This window comes from Haemophilus sp. CCUG 60358, from assembly GCF_001679485.1.
In the GTDB taxonomy this organism is placed as follows: Bacteria; Pseudomonadota; Gammaproteobacteria; order Enterobacterales; family Pasteurellaceae; genus Haemophilus_D.
The window spans coordinates 1-12,694 of sequence record NZ_LZOZ01000014.1 but is presented as its reverse complement, the minus strand read 5'-3'; the positions used below and the strand labels follow the sequence as shown (position 1 = coordinate 12,694).

The 12,694-nt window shown below is 39.9% G+C and carries 13 protein-coding genes; 10 read left to right on the top strand and 3 right to left on the bottom strand.

All coding sequences use genetic code 11. The annotated features are described in order from the left end of the window. Nucleotides 1-68: 68 nt before the first annotated feature. From A9500_RS04990 to A9500_RS04980, 3 genes are all read left to right on the top strand, one after another. Complete coding sequence (locus tag A9500_RS04990; protein ID WP_065244119.1) at nt 69-776, top strand: 7-cyano-7-deazaguanine/7-aminomethyl-7-deazaguanine transporter; 708 nt, start codon at nt 69-71, stop codon at nt 774-776. A 14-nt stretch (nt 777-790) separates the two neighbouring features. Beyond that, complete coding sequence (locus tag A9500_RS04985; protein WP_065244118.1) at nt 791-2,107, top strand: MFS transporter; 1,317 nt, start codon at nt 791-793, stop codon at nt 2,105-2,107. A gap of 220 nt (nt 2,108-2,327) precedes the next feature. Then, nucleotides 2,328-3,155 carry a class II glutamine amidotransferase gene (locus A9500_RS04980; protein ID WP_065244117.1) on the top strand — a complete coding sequence of 276 codons (828 nt, stop codon included), beginning with the start codon at nt 2,328-2,330 and terminating at the stop codon, nt 3,153-3,155. 67 nt (nt 3,156-3,222) lie between these two features. Here A9500_RS04980 and gorA read toward each other — a convergent pair whose 3' ends face one another. Next, nucleotides 3,223-4,593: a glutathione-disulfide reductase gene (gene gorA / locus A9500_RS04975; RefSeq protein WP_014064758.1), complete on the bottom strand. Its 1,371-nt coding sequence runs from the start codon at nt 4,591-4,593 to the stop codon at nt 3,223-3,225. Nucleotides 4,594-4,829: 236 nt separating this feature from the next. Here gorA and A9500_RS04970 point away from each other — a divergent pair, with 236 nt between their 5' ends. Together A9500_RS04970 and hemH are read left to right on the top strand one after the other, a co-directional pair. Then, complete coding sequence (locus A9500_RS04970; protein WP_065244396.1) at nt 4,830-5,246, top strand: hotdog fold thioesterase; 417 nt, start codon at nt 4,830-4,832, stop codon at nt 5,244-5,246. Then, on the top strand, nt 5,243-6,214 hold the full coding sequence (gene hemH / locus A9500_RS04965) for a ferrochelatase (protein ID WP_065244116.1): 972 nt from the start codon (nt 5,243-5,245) through the stop codon (nt 6,212-6,214). Before A9500_RS04970 ends, hemH begins: the two co-directional genes overlap by 4 nt. A 193-nt stretch (nt 6,215-6,407) precedes the next feature. Here hemH and A9500_RS04960 read toward each other — a convergent pair whose 3' ends face one another. Continuing rightward, complete coding sequence (locus tag A9500_RS04960) at nt 6,408-7,451, bottom strand: porin (RefSeq protein ID WP_065244115.1); 1,044 nt, start codon at nt 7,449-7,451, stop codon at nt 6,408-6,410. A 313-nt stretch (nt 7,452-7,764) separates the two neighbouring features. After that, nucleotides 7,765-8,748, bottom strand: a complete 984-nt coding sequence (gene epmA, locus A9500_RS04955) for an elongation factor P--(R)-beta-lysine ligase (protein WP_065244114.1) — start codon at nt 8,746-8,748, stop codon at nt 7,765-7,767. A gap of 280 nt (nt 8,749-9,028) precedes the next feature. On the opposite strand from epmA, the gene frdA reads away from it, so the two are divergent. The 5 genes from frdA to A9500_RS04930 all read left to right on the top strand — a co-directional run. Beyond that, nucleotides 9,029-10,828: a fumarate reductase (quinol) flavoprotein subunit gene (gene frdA / locus A9500_RS04950; RefSeq protein WP_065244113.1), complete on the top strand. Its 1,800-nt coding sequence runs from the start codon at nt 9,029-9,031 to the stop codon at nt 10,826-10,828. Beyond that, on the top strand, nt 10,821-11,591 hold the full coding sequence (locus tag A9500_RS04945; RefSeq protein ID WP_065244112.1) for a succinate dehydrogenase/fumarate reductase iron-sulfur subunit: 771 nt from the start codon (nt 10,821-10,823) through the stop codon (nt 11,589-11,591). Before frdA ends, A9500_RS04945 begins: the two co-directional genes overlap by 8 nt. A 10-nt stretch (nt 11,592-11,601) precedes the next feature. Then, a complete protein-coding gene (gene frdC, locus A9500_RS04940) occupies nt 11,602-12,012 on the top strand; it encodes a fumarate reductase subunit FrdC (RefSeq protein ID WP_065244111.1) in 411 nt (136 codons plus the stop codon). A gap of 11 nt (nt 12,013-12,023) precedes the next feature. Further along, the gene (gene frdD, locus A9500_RS04935; protein ID WP_049363327.1) at nt 12,024-12,368 is read left to right on the top strand and encodes a fumarate reductase subunit FrdD; all 345 of its coding nucleotides are present in this window, start codon (nt 12,024-12,026) and stop codon (nt 12,366-12,368) included. Nucleotides 12,369-12,466: 98 nt separating this feature from the next. Further along, nucleotides 12,467-12,694, top strand: a 228-nt coding sequence (locus A9500_RS04930) for a helix-turn-helix domain-containing protein (protein WP_143421582.1), incomplete at its 3' end; no start/stop codon positions are given.

The window sequence follows — 12,694 nt, the reverse complement described above, 5'->3', positions numbered from 1 at the left end:
CAATTTGGCGGATTTATTTCTCATGTCGGGTTCCCTACCCCCGATTAACCAACTAAAAAGGTCTTAAAATGAAAATTAATACTCCGATCTTCAATGATCAACAAAAACGTTTTGCTTTAATTTTATTAAGCTTATTTCATATCTTCATCATCACAGCCAGTAATTATTTCGTTCAAATTCCCTTTGAAATCAATTTAAAATTGACCGCACTTGGTTTTGCTGATGATTTTTCCTTCCACAGTACATGGGGCACACTCACTTTCCCATTCATTTTCTTAGCCACTGATTTAACGGTACGTGTATTTGGGGCGAAAGAAGCTCGTTGGATCATCTTTATTGTGATGCTCCCCGCACTTATCGTGAGTTACATTGTTTCTGTTGTTTTTTCTAATGGACAATATCAAGGCTTAGGTGCATTAAGTGAATTCAATATGTTTGTTTTCCGTATTGCGTTCGCCAGCTTCTGTGCTTATGTTTTCGGTCAATTATTAGATGTGTTAGTATTCAACCGATTACGCCAATTAAAAACGTGGTGGATTGCTCCGAGCAGCTCAATGACATTTGGTTCCCTTGCAGATACCTTTATGTTCTTTTGTGTCGCGTTTTATAAAAGTAGTGATCCATTTATGGCAGAACATTGGTTTAGCCTTGGATTCGTCGATTACTTATTCAAATTATTTGTCGGTATTGTCTTGTTTGTTCCCGCTTATGGTGTGGTACTCAGCATGATTTTACGTAAACTTCAATCTCTCGCAAGCTCTCGCCAGTTTGCTTAACTTAAGGAAATAAAATGACCGAAACACTTTCTCTTAGAGCCAAAATAGAACAAAGCCCAATGGGGGCTTATCAATGGATGATTGTGGTCATGGCTGCCATCATGAATTTACTTGACGGCTTCGATGTATTAGCCCTCGCCTTCACCGCAACAGCCATTCGTGGCGAATTTGGCCTCACGGGAATTGAGTTAGGTTATTTATTAAGTGCCGGCTTGTTTGGTATGACTGCCGGATCACTTTTTCTTGCACCACTTGCGGATAAAATTGGTCGCCGTCCATTGTTATTAATGGCAGTATCACTTTCTGCTATCGGGATGTTAGGTTCGGCGTTTATCTCACAATATCAATGGCTCGGTTTCTGGCGCGTTATCACCGGTCTTGGTGTCGGCGGTATTTTAGTGGGAACAAACGTGATCACCAGTGAATATTCCTCTCGTAAATGGCGTAGCTTTGCGATCAGTGTCTATGCTGCTGGTTTTGGTATCGGGGCGGTATTAGGCGGTATGTTCGCGGTAATGTTGCAAGGTGAATATGGCTGGCGTTCCGTGTTTTTAGCGGGCGCGATCTTAACCAGTTTACTTTTAGTCGTTTTATTTATTTGGTTACCGGAATCCATTGATTTCCTCACCTCCAAACAACCTAAAAATGCAGAGGTGCGGTTAAATTTAATCGCAAAAAAAATTGGTTTAGCCGGTGATTGGAAACTTCCAGAAAAAATGGAAAAAGTTAAGACTAAATTACCTATTAGCCAATTATTCAGCGAAAAATACTTACACTCCACTCTGTTAATTTGGACGGCTTTCTTTGCAATCATGTTCAGCTTCTATTTTATCAGCTCATGGACGCCAGCCTTATTAAAAGAAGCGGGCATGACGACAGAGCAAAGTGTGAGCGTCGGAATGATGATCTCATTAGGGGGCACTTGTGGCGCCTTAATCTATGGCTTACTGGCTAGCCGTTGGACAGCACGAGGCGTGTTAATTTTATTCACCGTATTATCTTCCACTGCAATCATTACCTTTATCCTATCTTCATCCGTTTTATGGATTGCGATGGTATTCGGTATTTTAGTTGGTGCGCTCATGAATGGCTGTATCAGCGGGCTTTACACCTTAAATCCACTTACTTATGATGCCGATATTCGTAGCACCGGTGTAGGTTGGTCAATTGGTATTGGTCGTATTGGTGCAATTCTTGCCCCAACGATTGCCGGTCAATTATTAGATATGGGGTGGGATAAACAGAGTTTATATGTTGGCGTTGGCTTCGTTATGCTGATCTCAACAGTCGCACTCTTTTTCTTAAAAAGCCGCTCAGAAATTAAAGCATAATCTTAAAAAAATATAGCAAAAGGCGTGATAAACACGCTTTTTTACTGACTTAATAAAGTGCTCATCTCTAGCCTTCAGATCAGAAAGATTCTCAGGTTATTTTATGTAACATTTTCTTCTAAAAATCCTTTGTGATCCATCTTGAATTTCAACGCATTATGGTGTTAAATCAGCACACATTATAAGGTTATAAAAATATAAAAATAAGTTGTAGGAATTTATGTGCCAATTACTCGGAATGAACTGCAATACGCCGACGGATATTGTCTTTTCTTTTGAAGGTTTCCGTCGTCGTGCTGGTCTTACTGATTGCCATTCAGATGGCTTCGGTATCGCTTTTTTTGAAGGTCGTGGTGTGCGTATTTTTCGCGATAACCACGCAGCATCTCAATCCCCGATTGCGGATTGTGTAAAACAATACAACATTAAATCGCTCAATGTAATTGCCCACATTCGTAAGGCAACACAAGGCGGTGTCACCATTGAAAACACCCATCCCTTTATTCGTGAAATTTGGGGAGAGAACTGGGTGTTTGCTCACAACGGTAATTTAAAAGAATTACCGGATATGTCTGAAAGTTTCTGCCTGCCTATTGGTTCAACTGATTCAGAAGCCGCATTTTGTTATATGGCGGAATACTTAAAAAATCGTTTCCGTCGTAAACCGTCTGAAATGGAAATTTTTGAAGCCATTCAAGATATTACTAAAGAGCTCTCACAAAAAGGCACCTTTAATTTCATTCTTTCAAATGGAGAATGGATGATCGCCCACTGCTCAACTAATTTGCATTATTTAACGCGTAAAGCCCCTTTTGGTAAAGCACATCGCATTGATGATGATGGCGTCATCGATTTTAATGATTACGCAAAAGATGGCGACAAAGTCACGATCATTACGACTTTCCCTCTCACCAAGGATGAGCCGTGGGTCAAAATGGAACATGGTGGTTTCGTTTTCTTCAAAGAAGGAGACAAAATTGCTGAGATCGTCGGTGTGGCTAAAGAAATGGAAGATGATGGTACATTAGGCAATCGCGCTGCAGCCTAATAACAAATCACAATAAAAAGTGCGGTCAAAAACATCAGAGATTTTGACCGCACTTTTTTATCTGCAATTAACGCATTGTCACAAATTCTTCAGAACCTGTTGGGTGAATTGCCACCGTATTATCAAAGTCTGCTTTAGTTGCACCCATTTTGATTGCCACAGCAAAACCTTGAATCATTTCATCTACACCGAAACCAATGCCGTGTAAGCCCACGATTTTCTCTTCTTTGCCGACACATACTAATTTCATTCGGCAAGGTTGACGATGTTCAGTGACAGCGGTGTACATTGCCGTGAAAGAGGATTTATACACTTTCACATTTTCTTCGCCATATTGCTCAATGGCTTGCGGTTCAGTTAAACCCACTGTACCAATTGGCGGATGGCTGAACACGACGGTTGGCACAAGATTGTAATCTAAATGCTCATTTGGTTTGTTATTGAATAAACGCTCAGACAAACGACGACCTGCCGCCACGGCAACTGGCGTTAATTCAATACCACCTTCGATAATATCACCCACTGCATAAATGCCAGGTACGTTTGTATTTTGGTATTTATCAACAATAATTTGTCCACGTGAATTGGTTTTCACACCGGTTACTTCAAGATTAATCACATCCGTTGCCGGTTCACGACCAATCGCCCAAATTAACGTATCCACTGTGGTTTCACGACCATCTTGTAATTTCAAGGTAAGCGAACCATCGGCATTTTTCACGACTTCTTCAGGCAACGCTTTAGTATGTAATTGGATACCATCTTGTGCTAACACTTCAACTAAGGTTTCCACAATCAATGGATCTTGATTACGCAATGGGGCATGTTGGCGCACAAATAAATGGGTTTCGCTGCCTAAGCTATTTAAAACACCCGCTAATTCAACTGCAATATAACCTGCGCCTACTACTGCGACACGTTTTGGTAACTCATTTAAAGCAAATACACCATTTGAATCAATCCCGTATTCTGCGCCTTTTACTGCAGGAATACTCGGACGGCCACCCGTTGCAATTAAGATATGATCTGCAGTCACTAATTCTGTTGAACCATCTGCATAGCTCACTTCAATCGTTTTTGCATCTTTAAAACGCGCAAAACCATTTAGAACGTCCACATTATTTTTCGCTAACACATTATTGTAAGAGGTATGAATACGACCGATGTAAGCTTGACGACTTTCGACTAATTTCGCGTAATCAAACTTTTTCACTTCCACATCAAAACCATAAGCGGGTGCATAGCTATTAATGGCCTCTGCAATTTGTGCGCCATAGAACATCACTTTTTTCGGTACACAACCTACGTTCACACAAGTACCACCGAGATGTTTTGCTTCGATAATCGCACATTTTTTGCCATAACTTGCCGCACGGTTAATTGAAGCAATCCCGCCTGAACCGCCACCGATAGCAATATAATCATAATGTTTAGTCATTTTCATTATCCTTTTTTACTCATTGGAATTTTGTTCTATTGTGCCTAAAACTGAACGAGAAAGCTATAAATTGATGTAATTGGAATTGTCTATATGAAAAGAAAGATCGCTCATTTTCAGCATAAATATCAACATAAAAAGTAGATTTTCGTTATAATGCCAGCTTGCCTCCAGCAAAAAAACAAGCATAAATTATCTTAAAAACTAATCAGTTTACCAAAGGAAAAACCGACATGATAATTTGGAAAAAACACTTCACCCTTGATCAACTTAATGAAATGGGGAAACATTGTGCTGTTGGGCATTTAGGCATTGAGATTTCGGCTTATGGTGAAAACTGGATTGAGGCAAAAATGCCGGTTGATCATCGCACCACTCAGCCTTTCGGCTTATTACATGGTGGCGTCTCTGTTGCTTTGGCAGAAACCATTGGTTCATTGGCGGGATTTCTCAGTATAGAAGAAGGTCAAATTGCCTTGGGATTAGATATCAACGCCAATCATCTTCGCCCAGTCAAACAAGGTTTTGTTACCGCAAAGGCAACACCAATTGCTTTAAGTCAAAATACCCATGTTTGGCAAATTGACATTCGCGATGAACAAGATAAACTTTGCTGCGTTTCTCGATTAACGCTTTCTATCAAACATTTATGACTACAACTCAAAAAATTGGCATCATTTTAGCGAACCTTGGTACGCCAGATGCCCCTCAACCCGCGGCGATCTCTCGTTATTTATGGGAATTTTTAATGGATCCTCGCGTGGTCGATTTGCCGCGTTGGAAATGGTATCCCCTTTTAAAAGCCATTATTTTACCGATGCGTTCTAAACGCATTGCACGAAATTATCAATCTATTTGGACAGAACAAGGCTCTCCCTTACTTGCTATTACAAAGCAACAACAAATGGGTTTACAAGCTTATTTGACTGAACAAGGCATCAATGCACAAGTCGAAATTGCCATGACTTACGGCAATCCTTCGATGCAAAGTGCGGTCAAAAATTTACTCAAAAATGAGGTGGAACGCATGATTGTGTTGCCGCTTTATCCACAATATTCGAGCACCACAACAGGTGCATTAATCGATACATTCAATCGAGTCATTGCACAAGAGCGCAATATTGTGCCTTTTGAGTTTATTCATTCTTATCATCTTGATGAAAACTACATTAATGCGTTGGTGGACTCCATCAAAGTGCGGTTAAAACCCGATGAGTTTTTGCTCTTTTCTTATCATGGCATTCCATTACGTTATGAGAATATGGGCGATTATTATCGTCAGCATTGTAAACAAACCACGATTGCCATTGTGGATAAATTAGGTTTAAAGGAAAACCAATGGAATATGACCTTCCAATCTCGCTTTGGCCGAGAAGAATGGTTACAGCCTTATACCGATCACTTTTTAGAAGAAGCGGCTTCTCAAGGGATTCAAAAAATAGCGGTAATTTGCCCTGGTTTTTCGGTGGATTGCTTAGAAACCTTAGAAGAAATTGAGGTTGAAAATAAAGAAACATTCTTAAATCACGGCGGTGTGTCTTATCACTATATCGCTGCATTAAATGCAGAAAAAGCCCATATTGAAATGATGGGGAAATTGATTTCGGATAGATTGAAATAATTAAATCTCCCCCCTGCCCCCTCTTTACGAAAGAGGGGGAGCTTAATAGCCCATAAACGTTCTCCGTTCTTAACTCTCTCAAATATATTTCCAATAAAACCATTCTTTTGTAAAGAGGGGTTGGGGAGATTTAAAAATAAACAAAAAGGCGAACCTTTCGATTCGCCTTCTAAGATTCTTATCTAATCAAAGATTAGAAGAATACACGCATACCTACACCGATAGCTCTGTCTTTAACTTTACCATCGTAAGAATCGTTAACGTACTCTTTAGTAGTCACATATTTGCCTTCTACAAATAATACAACTTGTTTATGAAGTTTGTAGTCTGCACCAAGTAAGAAACCGTGAGTTTTCTCTTTATCAGATTCACCTTTCACGCGTTCATATAGGTAGTTACCATACACTTGAGACATAGGGGTAGCTTGATATGCAAAACCTGGAGATACATAGAATTTGTTTGTTTTGTCATCATTTTCCTTAACATGTGCATAACCAAAATCACCTGTTAATTTGAAATCACCAAATTTATAGCCTAATGATGCTAAGAAACCATCTACACGGTGTTTATATGTTGCATTAGTTTCAAGGTTAGTGTGACCATAAGCGAAACGAGCATCTAAATCACCCGCTGTGTATAATGCACCTAAACCATATGCATTTTTAAGACCTGTTTTAAGCGGTTCACCTTTGTCATTATGACGTTGACCGAAGTTGTAGTTTGCACTTAATTGTAAACCTTCGATACCTTTATAGTCGTAACGTACTACACCAGTGCCTGAAGTTGGAATATATTTACCTTTTGGAATGAAACCATATTCATAGTCATTAGCTTGGCTTAAATCATCTGCAATAGTTAATTGACGACCGAATGTGATATCACCAGTTGCTTTGCTACCTAAACCTACATAAGCACGTTTAGCATAAAGGCTACCGAATTGATCACGAGATTCTGTATCATCAAAACGGAATTCTAAACGACCTAGCGCATAGAAATCGTTATCTAAGTTGTGTTTTACTGTGATACCGAAACGTGAACCTGCGTTACGTAAAGCAGAGTTAGCTTTTTTGGTTGAGTGGTTAGCGGCGTCGTACTCTTTTTTATCCGCTTTTTCTAAGATTAAACGAAGAGAACCGTTTAATTGAACGTTAGTACCTTCGTTATCATAAACTACTGCTGCGTTTGCTGCTGAAGCGGCAACTGCAGAAACGATTAATGCTGCTAGTGTCTTTTTCATAATTGTTATTCCTTTTGGTTGTTACCTACGATTTTTGATTGAAGCAATTTTTCATAAAAAAGTTCAATCTCCGAAATAGACGCCGCAAATATTACAAAATAAAGTTATAGTGTCAATGGGAAGATCTCTTCCAATTTTCTAAAATCGGATCAAGATCACATTTTTTACACAAAAAAGGACATTTTTTAATCAAAAACATCCTTTCACATCTAACTTTTCAGAATTTTGTCTATACAACTCTCTCTCTATTTTGAGCAATTTGTTCTTCTTTTTTATTCATTTTCGAAGAAATAATGAATATTTTTTGAGCAGATTAAGCACATTCCACCGAAAATGAAATCACTTCTTTAATACTTTCTGCGCCTAATGCAATCATAATTAAACGATCGACACCTAAAGCCACACCAGAAGTATTTGGAATGCCTGCTTGTAAAGCCCCTAGAAAACGATAGTCAATTTCACGCTGTGGCAAACCTGCTTTTTCGCGCAGGCGATTGTCTTTTTCAAAGCGGTATTGTTGTTCGCGTGCATCCGTGAGCTCATGGAAACCGTTGGCTAACTCTAATCCTTTATAATAGAACTCAAAACGCTCTGCCACACGGCTATCTTCTGGGCTTAGTTGAGCGAGCGCAGCTTGGGAAGAAGGGAAATGATAAACCGCAGCAGGGGCCTCTTGTCCGATTTTAGGTTCTACTACTTCACTGAATAAAAATTGTAGTAAAGTGTCACGATCTTCATCTTCATCTGCCATAAAGTTGTGTTTACGTGCTGCTTCCACCAATTCTTGACGAGTCGCAGACAATGGATCTAATCCTACATATTCTTGGAAGACAAACTGATAACTTAAGGTTTCTGCCGGTTTACAATCGAGGATCTGTTGTAACAAATCATCCACTTCATTCATCAGACGATACATGTCAAAGTGCGGTCGATACCATTCAAGCATGGTGAATTCCGGATTATGGCGATTGCCCGCTTCTTCATTACGAAACACTTTGCCAATTTGAAAGATCGGTCCACTGCCTGCCGCCAATAAACGTTTCATGTGATATTCCGGGCTGGTAGAAAGCCACAGCGTTTTTGACAACTCATCAAAAGGCGCGATAAATTCTGTACTAAAAGTTGAAAGGTGAAGATCCGTCACGCCAAATTCACTTAAAACTGGGGTTTCTACTTCTAATAATCCACGTTCAGTAAAAAACTGGCGGATATCCGCAATGATTTTGGCACGCGCCAATAAGTTTTTAATTGAGGCGGAAGGTTGCCATTCTGTTTTTTCATCGCTAAGTGCGGTCATTTTTTTCTCCGTTTTTCACGTTTAAAATGAATTAGGCTATTGTAAACAAGACTGATTTTTAACTCAATAATCCGACTAAATCATTCTTAAACGCAAACGGTTATCATCTATAAATATATAAAAAATTAACTTTTTTGAGTTAGATCACACTTTTGATATTTTATCCCTTTATTCGGGAAAAAAAGTTACTAATTTGTAAACAAAAGTGGCAGAATTACCACAAGCCCCTATTAATTTAGGGCATTTTATTTTTTTACTTTCTATATGATTGGAGGATATCGTGCAAACGGTTAATGTCGATATTGCTATTGTTGGTGCCGGTGGCGGCGGTTTACGTGCAGCAATTGCAGCAGCAGAAGCAAACCCTAACTTAAAGATCGCATTAGTTTCTAAGGTTTATCCTATGCGTAGCCATACGGTTGCAGCAGAAGGTGGTGCGGCCGCAGTAATTAAAGAGGAAGATTCCTACGATAAACACTTCCACGATACCGTTGCCGGTGGTGACTGGTTATGTGAACAAGATGTGGTGGAATACTTCGTTGAACATTCTCCAGTGGAAATGACTCAGCTTGAACGTTGGGGCTGCCCTTGGAGCCGTAAAGCAGATGGCGATGTGAACGTGCGTCGTTTCGGTGGAATGAAAATCGAACGTACTTGGTTCGCAGCAGACAAAACCGGTTTCCACTTATTACATACTCTTTTCCAAACATCCATTCAATATCCTCAAATTCAACGTTTTGATGAGCACTTCGTTTTAGACATCTTAGTTGATGATGGCCATGCTCGCGGTATGGTGGCGATGAATATGATGGAAGGTTCACTTGTTCAAATCAACGCAAATGCGGTTGTAATTGCAACTGGTGGTGGTTGTCGTGCATTCAAATTCAATACCAACGGCGGTATCGTAACTGGTGATGGTTTATCAATGGCATATCGTCACGGTGTTCCTCTTCGTGATATGGAATTCGTCCAATATCACCCAACTGGCTTACCAAACACCGGTATCTTAATGACTGAAGGTTGTCGTGGTGAAGGCGGTATCTTAGTGAACAAAAACGGCTACCGTTATTTACAAGATTATGGTCTAGGTCCTGAAACGCCAATCGGTAAACCTGAAAACAAATATATGGAACTGGGTCCACGTGATAAAGTTTCACAAGCGTTCTGGCAAGAATGGAGAAAAGGCAACACCTTAAAAACTGCAAAAGGTGTCGATGTGGTTCACCTTGACTTACGTCACTTAGGTGAAAAATATTTACATGAACGTCTTCCATTCATTTGTGAATTAGCAAGTGCTTATGAAGGTGTAAACCCAGTTAATGAACCAATCCCAGTTCGCCCGGTTGTTCACTACACCATGGGTGGTATCGAAGTTGATTACAACAGCGAAACTCGCATTAAAGGTTTATTTGCTGTGGGTGAATGTGCGTCTTCTGGCTTACATGGTGCAAACCGTTTAGGATCTAACTCGCTTGCAGAATTAGTGGTTTTAGGCCGTGTTGCAGGTGAATATGCTGCACAACGTGCAGCAGAAGCACAACCTGCAAACCGTGCAGCAGTTGATGCACAAGCTCAAGATGTTGTGGCTCGCCTTGAAGCACTTTATAACCAAGAAGGTAATGAATCTTGGTCTGAAATCCGTGATGAAATGGGTACTGTAATGGAAGAAGGTTGTGGTATCTACCGTGACCAAGAAAGCATGCAAAAAGCAGTAGATAAAATTGCTGAGCTTAAAGAACGTTATAAACGTATTCGTGTTGCAGACCGTTCAAGCGTATTCAATACCGATGTACTTTATACGGTAGAATTAGGTTACATCCTTGATGTGGCACAATCAATTGCCAACTCTGCAATTGAACGTAAAGAGTCTCGTGGTGCACACCAACGCTTAGACTACACTGAACGTGATGATGTGAATTATTTAAAACACACCCTTGCTTACTACAATGGCGATGATGCACCGCGTATTGAATACAGCCCGGTGAAAATCACTAAATCTCAACCAGCAAAACGTGTTTATGGTGCTGAAGCAGAAGCGGCAGAAGCGGCTGCGAAAGCTAAGGAGCAAGCAAATGGCTAATTCACCGGTAATGACTGTAGAAGTACTACGCTACAACCCAGAAAACGATCAAGAGCCACATTTAAGCTCTTATCAAGTACCTTATGATAACCAAACCTCTCTTTTAGATGCGTTAGGTTACATTAAAGATAAACTTGAACCGTCTCTTTCTTATCGTTGGTCTTGCCGTATGGCGATCTGCGGTTCTTGTGGGATGATGGTCAATAACAAACCAAAATTGGCTTGTAAAACGTTCTTACGTGATTACAGTGGCCATATGCGTATTGAACCATTAGCAAACTTCCCAATTGAACGCGACTTAGTGGTTGATTTAAGCCACTTTATCGAAAGTTTAGAGGCTATTAAACCTTATATTATTGGTAACGAAGCACCAGCATTAGATGGTAAACCACACCCATCAAAAGAATTGCAAGTAAGCCGTACTAAACAAACCCCGGCACAGCTTGAAAAATATCGTCAATTCTCAATGTGTATTAACTGTGGTTTATGTTATGCGGCTTGTCCACAATTCGGTTTGAACCCTGAATTCATTGGCCCTGCAGCGATTACGATGGCACATCGTTACAATCTTGATAACCGTGACCATGGTAAAGCACAACGTATGCCATTATTAAATGGTAAAAACGGTGTTTGGAGCTGTACTTTCGTCGGTTATTGTTCTGAAGTGTGTCCAAAACACGTGGATCCGGCTTCTGCAATCAACCAAGGCAAAATTGAAAGCGCCAAAGATTATGTTATCTCAATGCTAAAACCAAAAAGCTAAGGGGAAGAATATGTCAGTAACATTAAGTAAACGTAAAAAATATGTTCGCCCAATGACGGCTACTTGGTGGCAAAAATTGGATTTCTACAAAGCTTATATGGTGCGTGAAGCAACCTCTATCTTTGCTGTATGGTTCTGTATCGTATTGCTTTATGGCGTACTTTGCCTTGCAAGCAATCCTGTTCCAGGTCTAGGCATTATTGATTTCATTGGCTTCTTAAGAAATCCAATTGTGGTGTTATTAAATATCATCACATTAATTGCAACTTTATATCACACTGCAACTTATTTCGTGATGACACCAAAAGTGATGAACATCATTGTTAAAAATGAACGTTTGCCACATCACGTGTTAAGAAATGCACTTTGGACAGTTACAGCTGTGATTAGTGTTATCGCATTAATTTTAGTTTATATGTAGGGAGAGAAAAAATGGTCGATCAAAATCCAAAACGCTCTGGTGAACCACCAGTATGGTTGATGTTTGGTGCTGGCGGGACTGTCAGTGCGATTTTCTTCCCTGTGGTAATCTTAATCCTTGGTTTATTGTTACCATTTGGATTAATTGATCCACATAACTTAATTACATTCGCTTATTCTTGGATCGGAAAATTAGTTATCTTAGTTTTAACAATTTTCCCAATGTGGTGTGGTTTACACCGTATCCATCACGCGATGCACGATCTTAAAATTCACGTGCCAGCAGGCGGATTTATCTTCTACGGTCTAGCAACCATTTACACTGTTTGGGTGTTATTTGCCGTATTAGGTTTGTAATTTAAAAGTACTAAAGTGAAGAAATAAAAGTGCGGTCATTTTGATCTGCACCCCAAAAGTTGGACTAAACAACCAACAATTGAGGTGCAGATTTTTTTATGGGTAAACACTACACAACAGAATTTAAATTACAGGTTCTTCAACCTATCCTAAAAGGGAAAATGAGCATTCGAGAGGCCGCTCGTTTTTACAATATCCCCTCTGACACATTAGTTGGAACCTGGTTGAAACGCTTTGAAAAAAGTGGCATAAAAGGACTTATTCCTTATAAACCATCAGGACGACCGCCAATGAAACCTAAATATACCAGAATGCCTCCTCCACCT